The sequence below is a fragment of the Vibrio sp. MED222 genome, from assembly GCF_000153005.1.
Classification (GTDB): Bacteria; Pseudomonadota; Gammaproteobacteria; order Enterobacterales; family Vibrionaceae; genus Vibrio; species Vibrio tasmaniensis_A.
In genome coordinates this window covers 427,941-447,054 of record NZ_CH902607.1, presented here as the reverse complement: position 1 = coordinate 447,054, position 19,114 = coordinate 427,941, and the positions used below count along the sequence as shown (strand labels likewise).

Sequence of the window (19,114 nt, the reverse complement as noted above, 5' to 3'; positions counted from 1 at the left end):
TATCGTGTTGCTATGGTTAGAGTGGCGTTTAGGACTGTTCATTTTACTGGTCAATCCTGTTGTGATTTATTTCTCCCGTAAACTAGGTAGCAGAGTTAAACACCTTAAAAAGTATGAGAACCAATCTTTCGAGCGCTTTCAAAACCGTTTAGTGGAAACCTTAGACGGTATTTACCAACTGCGTGCGGCAAACAAGGAACGTATCTTTCTCGATGAACTTAAGGTTCAAGCAAACCAAGTGAGAGTCGATGCCGACAAATACGCTTGGCAATCAGAAGCTGCTGGCCGTGTTTCGTTTCTGCTGTTCTTATTAGGTTTCGAGCTTTTCCGTGCCGTCGCGATGCTAATGGTGTTATTCAGTGACTTAACGATTGGTCAGATTTTCGCGGTATTTGGTTACTTGTGGTTTATGTTAGGCCCGGTACAAGAGTTGTTAGGGATTCAATTCTCTTGGTATAGCGCAAAAGCAGCACTTCAGCGCATCAACGACCTTCTTCAGTTAGAAGAAGAGAAGCGCCCTATCAGTAAAGTGAACCCATTTAATGAAGATCAAGAAGTGACAGTCGACATTGAAGACGTTACATTCTCTTACACATTAGAAAACACTGTTTTAAATAGGCTATCGCTGCACATTCCAGCAGGTAAGAAAGTCGCTTTGGTGGGTGCGAGTGGTGGTGGTAAATCTACGTTAATCCAGTTACTGATTGGTGTTTATCAAGCGGATTCTGGATGCATTCGTTATAACGGCGAAACCACCGACGACATCAGCTTCGATGTAATACGCAGTCAAATTGCCGTTGTTTTACAACAACCTATACTTTTTAACGATACATTAAGGCATAATCTGACGCTTGGTGCTGAATACGATGAAATGTCGTTGTGGCGTGCACTTGAAGTCTCTCAAATGCAAGATGTCATCAAGCAACTGAGTAATGGCTTAGATACACAAATTGGTAGGAATGGCGTTCGACTGTCTGGCGGGCAACGACAACGCTTAGCGATAGCCCGAATGGTGCTGAGCAATCCTAAGTTTGTTATTCTAGATGAAGCGACATCAGCACTCGATACAGCAACAGAGTCAGCACTGCATAAAGCGCTGAGCGAGTTTTTGAAAGATCGCACAACTTTGATAGTGGCTCATCGATTATCAGCGGTGAAACAGGCCGATCTAATCTATGTTTTAGAAGATGGGCAAGTTACACAGACAGGAACACATGGTGAATTGGTTGAACAACAAGGATTATATCAAACACTCTATGGCAGTGTGCAATCGCACGCCTGATGTTTATTGTTCTATAGATTTAAATCAGTGTTGTTCTAGGCATTTAAATCAGGTTAAAAGTCTGATTAGTGTTTCACCTTGGGAGGTCGCGTGACCTCCCCATCCGTAACCAACTCTTTATCAACTAAGCAGCAGTTATCGACTCAGCACCAGTGCGATAGTAGCTCTGTTCGTCTGTGTCAGGGCTGCGAACTTCCCGTTGATAAAATGGAAATCCCTTTGGGGAAATCCGCTTACTGCCCAAGATGCGGTACTCAGCTTTATAGAGGCGGCACCCCTAGCCTGTCTGGAAACCTTGCAATCGCTATTACCTGCCTATTGCTGTTTATCCCCTCACACTTTTTTGAATTCATCAGTATTCGCCTGATTGGTGTCATGATACCTGCGACGTTACCATCTGGCGTATTTACTTTAATGGGTGAAGGCTTCCCTCTACTTGGCTTGTTGATCTTATTCTGCAGTACGATCGCCCCGTTACTTGTTTGTACCTCGGTACTCATCACCCATTTATCCTTGCGCTTTAAGATTTTCACACCATTTCGTTATGCATTAGCTATCATTCAGACACTTAAGCACTGGATGATGTTGGATGTATTTCTGGTGAGCGTGGCAATCTCGTGCTTCAAATTACAAGATTACTCAGATATTTTCGTCGGCCCTGGTTTAGTTGGTCTGATTCTACTGCAGCTTTTCAGTGTGTTACTGGTAAGCCGAATCAGTGTGCGTCGCTACTGGGAAGCTTGGGCTCAAGAGTCTGACTACTCTTTCGATCAAAGTAAGAACGTACACTGTCATAACTGTCACCTGTCTCAGCCTGACGGGCACACTTGCGTGCGTTGTCACCATGACTTATATCATCGCAAACCCTACTCTGTACAAAAGACATGGGCTCTACTTTTTGCCGCCTCAGTGGCTATCGTGCCGGCCAACGTCATTCCAATTTCTATCGTGATAACAAACGGGCAAAGACTAGAAGACACCATCATCTCCGGTGTCGCTTCGCTAATTAATAGCGACATGTATGGCATCGCAGCAATCATTTTTATTGCCAGTATCGTCGTGCCTGTCGCGAAAATACTTGGTCTAACGTATATCTTAATTTGTATAAAAATGAAGCGTGCGGTTTACCATAGACAACGTATGACCATCTATTTCATTGTGAAATGGGTGGGAAAGTGGTCGGTAATGGATCTGTTCGTTATTTCGATCATGATGACCTTGGTCGACCGTGGACAAATTTTAAACTTTACACCAGGTTATGGTGCAGTCGCTTTTGGCGTCGTGGTTGTTCTCACGATGCTGGCGGCGGAAAGCTTAGATCCTAGGCTAATTTGGGATAACTACACCTCTAAAGATGAGTCAGTGAATGAACAACGATAACCAATCACAAACGTCATATTCACCAGAAGTCAGGAAAAACAAAGGTATTTCCCCTTTGTGGATCCTGCCGATACTAACCGTCGCATTAGCGGGTTGGTTGGTCATGAAATCGATACACGATGCAGGACAACGTGTGCAGATATATTTCTCAGATGCCGCAGGTTTAGTCGCAGGTCGAACGACAATTCGCTACCAAGGCTTAGAGGTAGGTATGGTGCGCGACATTACCTTGTCCAAAGATTTATCGAGCATCTATGTCGATGCTGACATCTACCCAGAAGCGAAAAAGCTACTCTCAAAAGGCACGCGTTTCTGGCTCGTAAAACCAACAGCAAGTTTATCTGGTATCTCAGGGTTAGATGCGCTTGTTTCAGGTAACTATATCGCTATCCATCCTAGCGAAACCAAGCAAGAACCAGAAACTGTTTTCCAAGCTTTAGAATCATCCCCTTCTGACTTATTGGCTTCGGAAGGCCTGAATATTTCATTGACGACCAAGGACCTGGGAGGGGTGTCTGTTGGCTCTCAAATCGTTTATCGTAAAATCCCAATTGGTGAGGTTTACAACTACCAGCTAAACGACAACGCAAAATCAGTGACGATTCAAGCGGCGATTAAAGATGAATACAGCCATATCATTACCGACCAAAGCCGTTTTTGGAATGTCAGTGGCTTAGGTGCCAGTATCGGATTTTCTGGTGTCGACGTACGCTTAGAAAGCCTCAGTGCTCTGCTTGGCGGTTCAATTGCGGTCGACTCTCCGGGAGAGGGTCAACCCGTAGAGATGAACACCAAATTCAAACTTTACCCAGATTTGAAAACAGCCGGTCGTGGTATCTCGATCAAGATAGCCGTACCCGACGACAACAAGATCAGTGCAACGGGCGCTCCGATCATGTATCGAGGCATCGAAATCGGTCAAATCACTGACCTATCTTTAAGCGAAGGGCGTGAAAACGTCGTTGCATCGGCTGCAATCCAACCGGCATTCAGTGACTTTTTAAATAGCGGCAGTCAATTCGTTTTAGAGGAAGCTGAACTATCACTTACTGGAATGAAAAATATTGCCAACTTAGTCACGGGGAATTTTCTAACCTTGGTTCCAGGTGAGGGTGAAAAAGCGCGTCGATTTACTGCGATTCGCAAAAATGAGTTCAGTCAGGAACAAGAAAAATCCGTTGCGATTCGCTTAACGTCGAACAATTCATTCGGGTTAGATGTCGGTACACAGCTACTCTACAAAGGCATTGCTGTTGGCTCTATCATCCAAGTAGGTTTAGTCGATGGTGTGGGTACTGGCTCTGATAAGCACGAAGTGTTTATGGATGCGCTTGTCGATAACGAATATGCTCACCTAATCAAAAGCCATAACCGTTTCTTTGTGACAGGCAGTGCGACTGCAGAGCTAACCGAATCTGGCTTAAGTGTGACGGTTCCACCGGCAAAACAACTTCTTACTGGCTCAATTAGCTTTGTTAGCGAAGGTCAGTCGAAAGCACGAACTGACTATCAGCTTTTCCAAAGCAAATCGTTAGCAGAAATCGCCAAGTTTAATCAGTCTGGCTCAAAGACGCTTTCGTTGTTTGCGAGCGAGCTACCTTCAATTTCTAAAGGAAGCCCACTACTCTACCGCAACCTACAAGTGGGTAGCATTTCTGATTTTCAGCTTGTCGATGGTGGCGTGAGAATCAAAGTCACGATCGAAAATCGTTACACACACTTACTCAATGAACATACTGTTTTCTGGAACCGCTCAGGCGTTGAGATTGATGCGTCGCTATCGGGTATCAGTATTAAAGCAGCCCCCGTTAAAACGCTTATTCAAGGCGGTATTGCTTTTGACTCTCTTCCGGGAATAGACAACAAACTCGGTGATGTGTGGAAACTTTATAAAGATTCGAAATCCGCGCGAAAATTTGGTCGTGCGATTACGATTACCTCTTCTGGCGATCAAGAAGTCAGCAAAGGCATGGCGATCAAATATCAAGGCGTCACCGTCGGTGAGGTTACCTTGGTGATTCCTAACTTCAATAAAGGCGGTATTGAAATTACTGCGCGTATTTTACCTGAGTACGTAGACAAGATTGCCGTTGCGAAGAGTCACTTCTGGTTAGCAGAACCTGAAATCGGCCTTAATGGCATCAAGAACGTCTCTGCACTGCTCTCTAAGCACATCAACGTAGACCCGGGCAATGGTGACAGAAATACGAAATTTAAGCTTAGCAAGGGGCCTGTACAGCCTGAAGGCAAGATATTCCAGCTACAAAGCGAAACGCGAGGCTCGGTATCAGAAGGCACACCTATCCTATTCCGTGAGCTAGAAATCGGCAGTGTTATTGATGTTCAGTTAGGCGAGTTTGCTGACCGAATCATCTCTACGATTCAAATCGAACCTGACTACGCGTATCTGATCCGCGCAAACACCGTGTTCTGGAACGTATCTGGTGTCGATGTCTCTATCGGTCTCTCTGGCGCAAACATCAAAGCTGGAACGGTAGACAGCTTGTTAAGAGGTGGTATTACATTCTCAACGCCATCGACCAATGAACTTCAGCCAGTGGCAAACGAAGATCAGTCTTTCTATCTCTATCCTAAAGCCGAAGATGAGTGGAAATCATGGAGAACCGCAATTCCTCGCCCATAAAGTGAACCCTCAGAAGCTCCATGCAAATTAATACCGCTTAACAAAGAATAATTCATCATCAAAATGCAGCCATTCGGCTGCATTTTTGTTGTTTGCTATAAATATGGTTTAGGACGGCCTCATTTTGCTTTAAACTCCCCCGCATTAATGCAATAAATCGAGACACTCTTTTGCACGCTAACGTATATATTCCTGAAGAATTCCTAACGCACATCGAATCAATCATGCCTAGTCATCTAGATATGGCTTCTTTTGTCGCGTCATGCCAAAAACCACTTCGTAAAAGTATTCGAGTCAACACATTGAAAATCAGTGTTGAGGACTTCTTAGTACGAGCAAAAGAGAAAGGCTGGGAACTGGAACCTGTACCTTGGTGCGAAACGGGGTTTTGGATTACAGCTGATGAAAGTGAAGCGCCACTAGGTAATACGGCAGAACACATGTCTGGCCTTTTCTATATCCAAGAAGCCAGTTCTATGATGCCACCGTCAGCACTTTTCCAAGGTGAGGCAGACTACCAAGCCGTATTAGACACTGCGGCTGCACCCGGTTCTAAAACAACGCAAATCGCGGCGCTAATGAATAATCACGGCGTATTGGTTGCCAATGAATACGCAGCAAGCCGCGTGAAAGTTCTTCATGCCAACATCGAACGTTGTGGCGTTCGTAATGCCGCACTCAGTAACTTTGATGGTCGAGTTTTCGGTGGGTGGTTACCAGAACAGTTTGATGCTGTGCTGCTAGACGCGCCCTGCTCTGGTGAAGGTACGATTCGCAAAGACGCCGATGCGATGAAGAACTGGACGTATCAATCTGTAGTCGATATTGCTGACACTCAAAAAGATCTGATCGAAAGTGCTTTTCATGCTCTCAAACCTAACGGCGTGCTGGTTTACTCAACCTGTACGTTAAGCACGGAAGAGAACCAACAAGTGTGTCACCATCTAAAAGAGACCTTTGGTGATGCGGTAGTGTTCGAATCTCTTGAATCACTATTCGACAATGCTAAAGCAACCACGACAGAAGAAGGCTTTCTACACATTTTCCCACAAGTGTATGATTCAGAAGGTTTCTTCGTTGCACGCATCCGTAAACTAGCGTCTGTGACACCACCAGAAGTGAAAAAACGTCTGGGCAAATTCCCATTTGAAAAAGCGTCAAAGAAAGCTCAACAAGAAGTCGCTGAACATCTGCTGGGCGCACTCGACATCAAACTACCAAGTGATACTCAAGTTTGGATTCGTGACAAAGACGTTTGGCTATTCCCGGAAGCGCTAGAACCTATGATCGGTGAGTTCCGTTTCTCTCGCATGGGCATCAAGATCGCTGAAACCCATAAAAAAGGTTACCGCTGGCAGCACCAAGTCGCGACAACGCTCGCAACAGGCAATGAAGCCAACATTGTAGACCTTAGCATTGAAGATGCTCGTGAATGGTTCATGGGACGAGATGTTCGCCCTGAAGGCTTGTCAGGCAAAGGTGAAGTACTAGTGAAGTACAATGGTGCAATCATCGGCCTTGGTAAGTGGGTTGGCAACCGAGTGAAGAACGGTTTACCGCGCGAACTCGTGCGCGATAAGAACCTATTCTAAATAGCTTTCGGGCTTAACGGCTTAACGGCTTAACGGCTTAACGGCTTAACGGCTTAAAGAATCGCACAAACAAAAAGCCCAAACAATGTTAATTGTTTGGGCTTTTTGTATTCTACCGGTCATGTAACTCAGTGTGCGAGCGCTTGTAAATCAACGACTAATTATACAAACATCAATTCAAGTCACTATTTCAAATAAGAAAAATCGCACTTTAGGGAATCTAAACTAGACTTCAACCTAATAGTCAAAAGATTGAAACGATTAGCGTAGGCTCTTCGGAGCCCTTTCCCCTAAGCCCAAACAGGAAGGTTTGGGCTTTTTTTTGACCGAAAGGATCGCTTATTTAACTAAGCTGATACCTTCTTTGTCGATAGTGATCTTGCCAGATTTGTACAAACCACCAATTGTCTTCTTGAACGTACCTTTACTTGTTCTGAATGCAGAGAAAATAGCTTCAGGAGAAGACTTATCATTCAAAGGCAGGTAACCGCCCTTCTTCTCAAGAAGATCCAGAACCTTAGTGCTTAGGTCATCCATCTTAGCGACACCAATTTTCTGAAGAGACAAATCGATCTTACCGTCTTCTTCACGAACGTTTTTAATGTAGCCTTTTAGTGTCTTACCAATAAACAGCTTACCGATGATGTCTGATGGGAAAATCATACCCCAGTGTTCACCGTTCACGATCGCTTTGTAACCAAGTTGGCTGCGCTCAGCGATAATGAGATCGACTTGCTCATTTTGCTTATAAGTCGCAGGCGTGTTGTCTAACCATTTGTTGAACTTCGTTGTACCAACGATACGGCTCGATGCTTTATCGATATACACATATACTAAGATTGACTGGCCTTCGTTTAAACGGCCGCGCTGCTCGCTGAAAGGAACAAGAAGATCCTTACCTTTCACGCCCCAGCTCATGAATGCACCAGTGCTGTTAACACCTTCAACCGTCATCAAGCCAAACTGCCCTACTTGAGCGATTGGTTTTTCAGTTGTGGCAGCGATCTGGTTGTCAGAATCAATGTATAAGAAAACATCTAGCTTTTGACCAATTTCAACACCTTCAGGAGTAAATCGTTTCGGCAGCAACACCGTTCCATAGTCGCTAGCGTCAAGGAATACACCGAAGTCTGCTTGTTTTACTACTTCTAGGTTGTTTATTTGACCAATATTAATCATCAAGATTGTCTCTACTTTAAATTTGGCGGTGATTATACGTGATCTCTGATATGCTTTCGCTAGTTTCATTCATATTTTTATATTCTAGGAGACATCGTTGATCACCGTTGATAAACAAGATGCGATAACACTTAAAATTAACCATGCGATGGCGAAGACCAAAAAGCTCGATATGGACGTTTATCTATTCATTCCCGGTGAACTCGGACTGACTCCGGAAGTACTTTCTGAAAGTGCCTTCTTCTACAGTTCAATTACTCAAAAGCGCGCTTACTACAGTGATAAGACACTATTACCGTTGGTACACAGCCGCTTGGCAAAACGCGGACGCTTATCGACGACACAGTATCGTGTGAGTTTGAGTTTGTTCGCCTATCAATACGTGATTGCTTTAGATAAAGCCGTGAGCAGCTTGAACAAGACAGATAGTGACGACGTAACGGCTGATGACGTCGATGAAGTCATCGAACTGGCTTTGGATATCCTCAAGAAGCTTCGTCGTAGTATTCCTTATGAAGAAAACCTAAAGCGCTATTATGCCAATATTGATAATTACCTTTCTTGGTACACGGAGCAAAAGTTCTTATCTTTGGTATCACATATGCCACGTGGCAGTGAATACTCGACGATAAAAGAGCGACTCTTGACGCTTTGTGAAAAAGAGACCGCCCATCGAAAACTTAATCGCTATAACTCAGCGAAGGTACGAGAAGACGTAACACGTTTGAGCAACAAGATGCGACTGTTGCGACGTTTGATCGAACACCCTATCGTCCTCAAAGAAAAGACGACATCAATGGGTAAGAACGTGAAGAGAGCAGTTAAAGGCATCGCCACAGGCTTGGTCATGGTGGTAGTTACCACAACCGTTATATTAGCTCGCGACTTTCTAGGAGAGATTACTGCATCTTTCATCGTATCGATGTCATTCATTTACGCTTTGCGTGAAATCTTCAAAGATGATTTAAGAGACATACTGTGGCGCTGGCTGCGTAAAGGCAAACCCAAGTGGAAGCGTCGCTACTTTGATCCAACAACCAATAAATCTGTCGGCCATAAGCTTGAATGGTTGGACTACGCGAATTTTTCTAAGTTAGCAGACCGTATTCAATCAATACGTAAGAAACGTGTTGTTCAACGTGAAGAGCAAATTTTGTACTATCGTTCGCATACAGAAATGTCGACATCGACATTCATGAGTGGTTACGAAGAGACTCGTGAAACGGTATCGATCAGCCTCAGAGCACTGACACGCTTAATGGACAAGGGTTCAAATAACGTATATCGAATGAATGAAGGGCAAGTAAGCCGAGAATCAGTAGAAAAACGCCACCTGCTCAACCTGATCATTAAAGAGAACAATCACGATGATGAGCCTACCTATTACCGCTGGAAAATAGTCATGAACCGTTCAAAAATCGTTGATATCGAGCAAATCACTCAAGAATCATAACATTGTTAGGACGTGCGGTACGGTATGTAGGTATTCAATTCACATACCGCTCTTCCACTTGTTCAACGACTTCTGTCGAACTATGATCTTCAGATTCAGCCCAACCTTATACTTCGGAGCTATTATCTAGCTGGGACTTTCTTAATCGAAAGTGTTAGCGTGAATTCCGCCATTGGTTCGTCGCCATGCAAAGACGGGCAGGTCGCTATGATGGTCACAGGTTGATTCACACGCTCGCCAGTAGACATGGTTTCTGCCAACATAGTGTTGATCAGCTCACCATCGTTACAAGTGAAGTGTACGTCACCTTCTGGACGCTTCAAGAAGTTACCTGTCACCTCTTTAAATGCCAGCGAGATCTTTTCGCCTTGCTGCTGAGATTTACTCATTGCAAGAAAGCCCCCCGCCACATCAGCACCTACTGCTAACACACCAAAGTACATGCTATTGAGGTGGTTCTTAGTTCGTCTTTTGAGAGGAATTTTCACTTCAACATGTTGATTATCCAGCGCGAGCAGTTTTGGTCGGCATAGCCAGATCAGAGGCACTTTGAAAAAGCCAAACATGCTCAAGTAGAAATTTGCTTTTTGTAGAGGGGTCAACATTCGAGTTACCTAGCCAAATATGTCATCAGACCAGTTAATCGATTAGCGCTCGAGATGTCAAAAAAATGTTACAAAAAAGAGATATCATCGCATAATGATATCTCTTTCATTCTCAAAGCTTTATTGCTTTAAATAAACTCATACAGCAAGTTGATTTATTTAGACAATAAGCTGGTCTATGCAGTAACGACTGTCTCAACACCGTCAAGATCAGCGATAAAGCCTTGTAGACGCGGGTAGTCCACCAAGCCTTGAGTCACAAGCAGGACGGGCTTCTTCGCGTTCAGTGTTGCTTTAACAATCATACTCAACAAGGTAATAACTGCCTCGTTTTGAGGATCAAAAGCGTGTTGCTGAGCTTCATTGTGCTTGTCTACACCTAAAGTGAAAGACGCTAAGCTATCAACGTTTACCACAACACCATCAAAATAATGCAGTAATCTTTCGCTTAGTAGCACTGCAGACGGCACATCGCACGAGAACAGAACTTTCAAACCATTAAGCCCGCGTGGTAAGCCTTGCTCTGCAAGCAAATCAATAATCTTAGCAGCATCGCTTAATGCTCGTACATACGGTACAACCACTTCAACGTTAATACCCTGCTCTCGCAGCGCTTTAATAACCTGGCACTCTAAAGCGAAAGCCTTGCTGTACTCGGCTGTCGCATAACGCGCAACCCCACGAACACCTAAGGCCGGATTTATCTCTTCGGCTTCACAGCTACCACCAAGTAGCGAACGGAAGCCATAGCTATCAGCACTACTTAACGCAATACGAACAGTGGCGTGGTTTGGCTGAACGGCTGCTTGAATGGCAATCACTAAGGTCGAAACAAAATGCTCATCGACTGTTTTATCGCCAAGGATCGCATCTAAAGAGGTTTTTTCGATATCAGTCAGTGTTTCTAAATGACTTTCAATACTTGGATGATAGAAGACACGATCCATGACCAATTCAGATAATGAAACGTATAAATGGTTGGAATTATTATTATCGTTGTAAGAAGGCAGCACATCACCTAAGACAAGTTCTGGGTGCAAAGTGCTTTGATTTTCTTGAGTCATTGCTGCTCCAGCATTTTTATGTTGTGTTCAAACGAAAATACCGATAGCTGCCTGTTAATACAAGTGAAAATCCCCCATTTGACGTTGGCCTGCTGATAAAAATGAGAATATTAGCAATAACAGAGATAACTTTGACTTAAGAGAGTTTATTCCTCTGTTCAATTCCGTTATCTTAACCACTTCGCAATAGAATAAAAAAGCTATCACATGCCATTAAAAACTGATGAGTTGAGAACCCAAGCTCTGGGTCCTATGCCAACTCCTGCCGAACTAGGCAATGCACACCCTATTACTGACGACGTTGCTGAGCGCATTAAGAATTCTCGCCGCCAAATCGAAGATATCCTAACGGGTCGTGATAATCGCCTATTAGTTATCGTTGGTCCTTGCTCTGTTCACGATACAGATGCGGCACTTGATTACGCTGAACGTCTAAGCCAGATTCAAGATCAATACAAAGATGAACTATTCGTTGTCATGAGAACCTACTTCGAGAAGCCTCGTACGGTTGTAGGTTGGAAAGGTTTAATTACCGATCCGAATCTCGATGGTTCATACGCACTTGAAACAGGCTTGAATAAAGCACGTAAGCTATTGCTAGATATCAACAAGCTTGGCCTAGCTACCGCGACTGAATTCCTTGATATGATCACCGGCCAGTACATTGCAGACCTTATCACTTGGGGCGCAATTGGTGCTCGCACGACTGAATCTCAGATTCACCGTGAAATGGCTTCTGCACTGTCTTGCCCAGTTGGCTTCAAAAACGCGACTAACGGCAACATCAAAATTGCCATTGATGCGATTCGTGCTGCGCATGCTTCACACTACTTCTACTCGCCAGATAAGAACGGCCGCATGACGGTTTACCGTACTTCTGGTAACCCATACGGTCACGTAATTCTACGTGGTGGCGATAAAGGCCCTAACTTCGATGCTGAATCTGTAGATAACGCATGTAAGCAGTTGGCTGAATTCGATCTGCCTCAACGTTTAGTTGTAGACTTTAGCCACGCTAACTGTCAAAAACAGCACCGTAAGCAGCTAGAAGTAGCGCAAGACATTTGTGAACAAATCAAATCTAACAAGAATCAAATTGCAGGCATTATGGCGGAAAGCTTCATTGTTGAAGGTAACCAACCAATGACAGATATCAACAACCTAGAATACGGCAAGTCTATTACTGACCCATGCCTAAGCTGGGAAGATACTGCGACAATGCTCGATATGCTTGCAACAGCAATTAAAGATAGAAACTTAGCTTAAGGAAACAACACAATGCCATCATTTGACATTATCTCTGAAGTAGAAGCAGTAGAACTGCGTAACGCGGTAGACAACGCAAACCGTGAACTATCGACTCGTTTCGATTTTCGCGGCGTTGAAGCAAGCTTTGATTACAAAGATGAATCAGTAAAATTGACTGCTCAAGACGATTTTCAACTGAAGCAAATGCGCGATATCCTTCGTAGCAACCTAACAAAACGTAATGTTGATCCTAACGCGATGGAAGCTAAAGCAGCAGACCAAACAGGTCGCACTTGGCACCAAACGGTTATCTTTAAGCAAGGTATCGAAACGGATGTTGCTAAGAAGATCGTTAAGCTAATCAAAGACAACAAAGTTAAAGTTCAAGCTTCTATCCAAGGCGACAAAGTTCGTGTAACGGGTAAAAAGCGTGATGACCTACAAGCTGTTATGGCTCTAGTTCGCAGCGGTGAACTTGGTCAACCTTTCCAGTTTGACAACTTCCGCGACTAATTTTCGAGTTTGAGCGACTGCTTATTGTGGTTGCTCATTCATCAGCACAATGTCGTGTTTAAAATCACAAAAAGCCACTTCTTTTAGGAAGTGGCTTTTTATTTATCGGTCAGTCTTATTCAGGGTCTCTAGCCGATTTGCAAACAACTAAAAAGCGCTCACTTCAACTAAAATCTATCAACTACCACTCACCTGAGCACTTTTGCAGCAGACAGTTTCAGGTCTTTACCTACCAATAGATTAAACTCTACGCTTGCTGGTGGAATAAACACACACACTCGTAATTTCTCAGCTCTGGCTTGCTCAAGCTTGGTTGATAGCTCTCCGCTATTAACATAGCTCTCTCTTTCTGCATCTCGACGGCATAAGTCTATAAATTCGAATGGACAATCGATTGGTGAAAGTACTAGCTCTGCCTCTTGCATCAGACGTAAAGCCTTCATAGAAAGTAGCTCAACATCTTCTTCAAATTCGATCCAAGTGACCTGCCCTTCACTATCAACTTGCTCAGTCAACGACTGTTGATAGTACGATTCAAGTTGATCCCTATCCGTCACTTGATTAATAAAACTGGACGACAAAAAGCGCTCCCAGAATTTTCGGCGTTCATCAACAGTAGGAAAGGACTCTTTAATTGAATTGCGTTTTGATGCACCGAAATCCGCTATCAAACCTATGTTCTGTGGCAATACAGTTTCGAGTTTTTCTCTAATATTTCTCACCAAAACAGGTGATGCACCCCCACTTGAGATCGCTATTTGGATTCGTCCGCGATTTATCATTGAGGGTGTGATGAAATCACAATAGGGTAAGTCATCGACCACATTGACAAGAATACCCATTTTTTTTGCATCATTATGTACTTGATGATTTAGGTTTGGGTTGTCTGTGGTTGCCCACACTTGTAAGTAGTTTTTCGAGATAAGCTGTGACGAGTAAAAATTTTGAACCCAACGAAGTTTGTCTTCATCGGCTAGCTCTTTTAAGTAAGGTGCGACCTTAGGAGAAACCAAAGTTACATTAGCACCCGCTCGCAGCAAACTGTCGACTTTTCGGCAAGCAACCTCGCCCCCACCAACCACTAGAATTGGCTTATTCTCTACATCCAAAAACATTGGGAAATAACGCATGTTCTTCCTTGAGACTACTTCAATAACTATTCAGACATGCTACCAAATTTGGAGCATATTCATAACTATCCAAGCGTAATAAAAATATTTATTGACCAAATTTCCACCTTTCTCAAGGCTAATCCGCCATCAATGTAACTTTAATTCAGAACATTTACCTAGCCCACCATCAATATAAAAACCTAAATCTCGTTGCACCAACAGTGTGAACCGTTGCACTATTTACATTCAGTTAACATTTGGTCATTCTAATTGTGTTCGGATTTGTGATTTCATTCAAAATTCTTTTTAAATTATACATTTGTGAAACTACGGATCCTTTCCTAACCTTATAAACAGTTGTTTAAATCGCACACGGTTTCATTTGCAAAATGCAACTCGCTTAATTTGAGCAACAAGGTCATAGACAACGCAACACACAAGAGACACTCAAACGAGTATGAGTATCAGGTGTCACCTGGTTAACAAGGAAGGATACAAATGACAAATAAACTAACACTTCTTGCTTCAGTAGTAGCTGCATCAACTGCGATGATGGCAACATCAGCATCAGCGGCAGAAAGCACTCTGGACAAAGTCACATCCCAAGGTTTTCTAACTTGTGGTGTAAGTACAGGTCTTCCAGGGTTCTCTAACCCTAACTCAAAAGGTGAATGGGAAGGAATTGATGTTGAGTATTGTCAAGCTCTTGCAGCGGCTGTACTCGGTGACAAGACTAAAGTTAAGTATGTACCGCTAACAGCAAAAGAGCGTTTTACCGCGCTTCAATCTGGTGAAATAGACGTACTATCTCGTAACACAACATGGACGCTACATCGTGACACTGCTCTAGGTTTGAACTTCGTAGGCGTTAACTACTACGATGGTCAAGGCTTCATGGTTAAGAAAGAACTTGGACTAACAAGCGCTCAAGAACTAGATGGCGCTTCAGTGTGTGTTCAATCAGGTACAACGACTGAACTTAACCTAGCCGATTACTTCCGTAACAGTGGCATGTCTTACAAGCCAGTGGTATTTGATACGGCAGCACAAACATCAAAAGGTTTCGACGCGGGTCGTTGTGATGTTCTTACAACTGACCAATCTGGTCTATATGCTCTTCGCCTAAATCTAGCTGATCCTAAATCTGCACAGGTACTTCCTGAAATCATCTCTAAAGAGCCACTAGGCCCTGTTGTTCGTCAAGATGATGACAAGTGGTTCAACGTTGCTAAATGGACCCTTTCTGCAATGATTAACGCAGAAGAGTACGGCATCTCTTCTAAGAATGCTGACGAAATGCTTAAGTCAAAAGATCCAAACATCAAGCGTATTCTTGGTGTTGACGGTCCTAAAGGTAAAGGCCTTGGCATTCGTGACGATTGGGGTTACCAAGTCATTAAACAAGTTGGTAACTACGGTGAGAGCTTCGAACGTACTGTTGGTACAGGTTCACCACTACAGATCTCTCGTGGCGTAAACGCACTATGGAATGCGGGCGGCTTTATGTACGCTCCACCAATCCGTTAATAAATTTACAAGCATCAATTAGGGCGGACTTTTCCGCCCTATTTATTAAATGGATTTGAGGTTATAGCAGTATGAAACCTAATGAAACTATTTCTCCAACTCAAGAAAAACCACAGCCCAAAAGTGCCAACCTTTTTTACAACCCCACTTTTCGCTCAATTGTTTTCCAAATTCTCGCCGTCGCGGCGCTTTGTGCTTTCTTTTACACGATTGTAAATAATGCACTCACAAACTTAGACTCCCGTGGTATCGCCACTGGTTTTGATTTTCTCTCCCAAGAAGCTGGTTTTGGTATCGGCTTAACACTGATTGAATACGACGAAACATTCTCATACGGTCGTACATTCTTTATCGGTCTTCTCAATACCGCTTTAGTTTCAGTATTAGGCATCATGTTAGCCACAGTACTGGGCTTTAGTATGGGTATCGCTAGGCTATCTTCAAACTGGCTAGTTAGCCGATTTGCAGCTGTCTACATTGAGATATTCCGAAATATCCCTCTTCTTCTACAAATATTTTTTTGGTATTTCGCCGTTCTACAAGCATTGCCTTCCGCTCGTCAGAGTATGAGCCTGGGTGAAGCTATTTTCTTGAATGTACGTGGTTTGTACTTCCCAGCTCCAGTATTAGAACAAGGCAGTAGCATTGTCATCGCATCATTGATTGTCGGTATCATCGCTACTTTTGTTATCAACATCTGGGCTAATAACAAACAAAAACTAACCGGCCAACAAACACCAATGTTGCGAATTGCTGCGGCGCTGATTGTGGGCTTACCATTAGTCACTTACTTTGTTATGGGTATGCCTATCTCTGCGGAGTACCCTGTTCTGAAAGGGTTTAACTTCAAAGGTGGTATCAGCATCATTCCTGAATTGGCAGCATTGATGCTCGCTTTAAGTATCTACACAGCAGCATTCATCGCCGAAATTGTGCGTTCAGGTATTAATGCGGTAAACCATGGGCAAACAGAGGCTGCTATGTCTCTAGGGCTCCCGCGAACAAGAACTCTTAAGCTAGTCATTATTCCGCAAGCATTAAGAATTATTATCCCACCACTAACTAGTCAGTATTTAAACCTGACCAAAAACTCATCACTTGCGATGGCCATTGGTTATCCCGATCTTGTATCTGTCTTTGCAGGGACAACATTGAATCAAACTGGACAAGCTATCGAAGTAATCGCGATGACAATGGGCGTCTACTTAACCCTAAGCCTATTAACATCTGCTCTAATGAACATATACAACCGCAAAGTAGCGTTGGTGGAGAGATAAGATGAGTACACATCAATTTCAACCTGATCTTCCGCCTCCAGCGAATACTGTTGGACCTGTCGGTTGGTTAAGAAAAAATCTATTTAATGGACCAATTAACAGTGTCGTCACTGTGGTGCTTGCTTACTTTGCTTTCACTTTATTATGGGCAATAGCTGATTGGGCATTCTTGAGCGCTGACTGGATAGGAACAACACGCGATGCCTGTACTAGCGAAGGCGCTTGTTGGGTTTTCATTAGCGTCCGTTGGGACCAATTCATGTACGGCTTCTACCCAGAAGCGGAACTGTGGCGTCCTCGCTTTTTCTACGCAACATTAGCTATTTTTGTTGCTTTGTTAGCTTACGAAAAAACACCTAAGCGTACGTGGATTTGGTTATTCTTCGTAAACATCTACCCGTTTATCATTGCAGGCTTACTATACGGTGGTGTATTTGGTCTAGAGGTTGTTGATACCCATAAATGGGGCGGCCTACTGGTTACACTGATCATCGCACTTGTTGGTATCGTTGTATCACTACCTATCGGTGTCGCACTGGCGCTAGGGCGTCGTTCAGAGATGCCAATCATCCGCAGTATGTGTACCGTTTACATCGAAATCTGGCGTGGTGTACCACTGATTACGGTTCTATTCATGGCTTCGGTAATGCTTCCGCTCTTTTTATCAGAGGGGATGGAGACCGATAAACTGATACGTGCGCTTGTTGGGGTAGTACTGTTTAGTGCTGCTTATATGGCGGAAGTAATCCGTGGTGGTTTGCAAGCAATACCAAAAGGTCAATACGAAGCCGCTGACGCTCTAGGGTTGAGCTATTGGAAAAAAACGGGGCTTATCATTCTGCCTCAAGCTCTTAAAATCACGATTCCTTCAATTGTGAATACCTTTATTGGTTTGTTCAAAGATACCAGTCTAGTTTTGATTATCGGTATGTTTGATGTACTAGGGATTGGCCAAGCCGCGAATACCGACCCTGAGTGGCTTGGGTATTCAACAGAAAGTTATGTATTTGTCGCGTTAGTGTTCTGGGTGTTTTGTTTTGGCATGTCGAGATACTCGATTTGGCTGGAAAACAGACTTCACACCGGTCACAAACGATAATTAACAAGATCAAGGACGTATTATGACGCAGCAAACAGAAAACAACTCTCAAGGTCTTATGATCGAGTTAAAAGACATGAACAAATGGTACGGCGAATTCCACGTACTTAAAAACATCAATCTAGAGGTTAAGAAAGGCGAAAAAATCGTTATCTGTGGCCCTTCTGGCTCAGGAAAATCAACGATGATCCGTTGTATCAACCGGTTGGAAGAACACCAAAAGGGTCATATCTTCGTTTCAGGTAATGAATTGACGGAAGACCTAAAAAACATTGAAGCCGTGCGCCGAGATGTTGGTATGTGTTTTCAACACTTCAACTTGTTTCCACATCTGACGGTATTAGAGAACTGTACTCTAGCCCCTATTTGGGTCAAAAAGATGCCTAAAGAGGAAGCCGAAGCCATAGCGATGAAATTCCTTGAGCGTGTAAAAATCCCTGAACAAGCGGATAAATTCCCAGGCCAACTGTCAGGTGGACAACAGCAACGTGTGGCAATCGCTCGTTCTTTGTGTATGAACCCTCAGGTTATGCTATTTGATGAACCAACATCGGCACTAGACCCAGAAATGGTTCGTGAAGTATTAGACGTAATGGTCGAATTGGCCGAAGAAGGGATGACAATGTTGTGTGTAACGCACGAGATGGGCTTTGCTAAAGAGGTCGCAGATCGCGTTATCTTTATGGATGCCGGTGAAATCATAGAAGAGAACAACCCTGTCGACTTCTTTGAAAACCCGCAATCGGATAGGACGCAGAACTTCTTGAGCCAAATCTTGCACCATTAATATGTTATGATGCATAAACTGCAGAGGCGGCTTAGGTCGCCTCTTTATTTTTCGATGTTCTTTTTATTTTTCGATGTTATCGTTCGTTTTCCAAAGGTTATAAATCATTAGCCAGTAACTATAAAAGTTTGAACATCGAGTGTTAGCGACACTTTATCGTCATTAGAAATACTTTGTTACACCTTCAGAAACACTTAACCGACTATTTTGATTATTATTTTAGGTATACAAGAGGAATGAAAGACTTGATTTTTCGAACTTTCAGCCCCATAAATGTACTAATAACTATTGAAGTCACCTTACGAGGAAGATTATGAACAGCCCTATGTTTTCACGCACAGCATCTCAAGAA

The 19,114-nt window shown here is 43.5% G+C and carries 15 protein-coding genes; 11 read left to right on the top strand and 4 right to left on the bottom strand.

Features of this window, described 5'->3' with window-relative positions:
- The 4 genes from MED222_RS13005 to rsmF all read left to right on the top strand — a co-directional run.
- Positions 1-1,282, top strand: a 1,282-nt coding sequence (locus MED222_RS13005) for an ABC transporter ATP-binding protein (protein WP_009846651.1), incomplete at its 5' end; no start/stop codon positions are given.
- A gap of 78 nt (positions 1,283-1,360) precedes the next feature.
- On the top strand, positions 1,361-2,662 hold the full coding sequence (locus tag MED222_RS13010) for a paraquat-inducible protein A (protein WP_032555199.1): 1,302 nt from the start codon (positions 1,361-1,363) through the stop codon (positions 2,660-2,662).
- On the top strand, positions 2,649-5,306 hold the full coding sequence (locus MED222_RS13015) for an MlaD family protein (RefSeq protein WP_009846649.1): 2,658 nt from the start codon (positions 2,649-2,651) through the stop codon (positions 5,304-5,306). The genes MED222_RS13010 and MED222_RS13015 overlap by 14 nt, the downstream gene beginning before the upstream one ends.
- Positions 5,307-5,476: 170 nt before the next feature.
- Positions 5,477-6,898: a 16S rRNA (cytosine(1407)-C(5))-methyltransferase RsmF gene (rsmF, locus tag MED222_RS13020; RefSeq protein WP_009846648.1), complete on the top strand. Its 1,422-nt coding sequence runs from the start codon at positions 5,477-5,479 to the stop codon at positions 6,896-6,898.
- A gap of 339 nt (positions 6,899-7,237) precedes the next feature.
- Here rsmF and MED222_RS13025 read toward each other — a convergent pair whose 3' ends face one another.
- The gene (locus tag MED222_RS13025; RefSeq protein WP_009846647.1) at positions 7,238-8,146 is read right to left on the bottom strand and encodes a CvfB family protein; all 909 of its coding nucleotides are present in this window, start codon (positions 8,144-8,146) and stop codon (positions 7,238-7,240) included.
- A gap of 28 nt (positions 8,147-8,174) precedes the next feature.
- Here MED222_RS13025 and MED222_RS13030 point away from each other — a divergent pair, with 28 nt between their 5' ends.
- Entirely contained in the window at positions 8,175-9,530 is a 1,356-nt protein-coding gene (locus MED222_RS13030) for a hypothetical protein (RefSeq protein WP_009846646.1), read from the top strand.
- Positions 9,531-9,652: 122 nt separating this feature from the next.
- Here the strand turns inward: MED222_RS13030 and MED222_RS13035 are convergent, their stop codons facing one another.
- Positions 9,653-10,135 (bottom strand): PaaI family thioesterase, encoded by a 483-nt coding sequence (locus MED222_RS13035; protein WP_009846645.1) that lies wholly within the window; start codon positions 10,133-10,135, stop codon positions 9,653-9,655.
- A gap of 176 nt (positions 10,136-10,311) precedes the next feature.
- Positions 10,312-11,199 (bottom strand): putative PEP-binding protein, encoded by an 888-nt coding sequence (locus tag MED222_RS13040; RefSeq protein ID WP_009846644.1) that lies wholly within the window; start codon positions 11,197-11,199, stop codon positions 10,312-10,314.
- A 207-nt stretch (positions 11,200-11,406) separates the two neighbouring features.
- On the opposite strand from MED222_RS13040, the gene MED222_RS13045 reads away from it, so the two are divergent.
- Entirely contained in the window at positions 11,407-12,465 is a 1,059-nt protein-coding gene (locus MED222_RS13045; RefSeq protein WP_009846643.1) for a 3-deoxy-7-phosphoheptulonate synthase, read from the top strand.
- Positions 12,466-12,477: 12 nt separating this feature from the next.
- On the top strand, positions 12,478-12,960 hold the full coding sequence (locus MED222_RS13050; RefSeq protein WP_004733632.1) for a YajQ family cyclic di-GMP-binding protein: 483 nt from the start codon (positions 12,478-12,480) through the stop codon (positions 12,958-12,960).
- A 188-nt stretch (positions 12,961-13,148) separates the two neighbouring features.
- On the opposite strand, the gene MED222_RS13055 is transcribed toward MED222_RS13050, so the two are convergent.
- Positions 13,149-14,090 (bottom strand): precorrin-2 dehydrogenase/sirohydrochlorin ferrochelatase family protein, encoded by a 942-nt coding sequence (locus tag MED222_RS13055; RefSeq protein WP_009846642.1) that lies wholly within the window; start codon positions 14,088-14,090, stop codon positions 13,149-13,151.
- A 480-nt stretch (positions 14,091-14,570) separates the two neighbouring features.
- Here MED222_RS13055 and MED222_RS13060 point away from each other — a divergent pair, with 480 nt between their 5' ends.
- The 4 genes from MED222_RS13060 (at position 14,571) to MED222_RS13075 (ending at position 18,762) form a co-directional block, all read left to right on the top strand.
- On the top strand, positions 14,571-15,599 hold the full coding sequence (locus tag MED222_RS13060; RefSeq protein WP_004733634.1) for an amino acid ABC transporter substrate-binding protein: 1,029 nt from the start codon (positions 14,571-14,573) through the stop codon (positions 15,597-15,599).
- A 71-nt stretch (positions 15,600-15,670) separates the two neighbouring features.
- Positions 15,671-16,876, top strand: a complete 1,206-nt coding sequence (locus MED222_RS13065; protein ID WP_009846641.1) for an amino acid ABC transporter permease — start codon at positions 15,671-15,673, stop codon at positions 16,874-16,876.
- 1 nt (position 16,877) lies between these two features.
- Positions 16,878-17,975, top strand: coding sequence for an amino acid ABC transporter permease (locus MED222_RS13070; protein WP_009846640.1), 1,098 nt, complete (start codon positions 16,878-16,880; stop codon positions 17,973-17,975).
- Between the two features lie 22 nt (positions 17,976-17,997).
- On the top strand, positions 17,998-18,762 hold the full coding sequence (locus MED222_RS13075; protein ID WP_009846639.1) for an amino acid ABC transporter ATP-binding protein: 765 nt from the start codon (positions 17,998-18,000) through the stop codon (positions 18,760-18,762).
- The last annotated feature ends 352 nt before the right edge of the window (positions 18,763-19,114 follow it).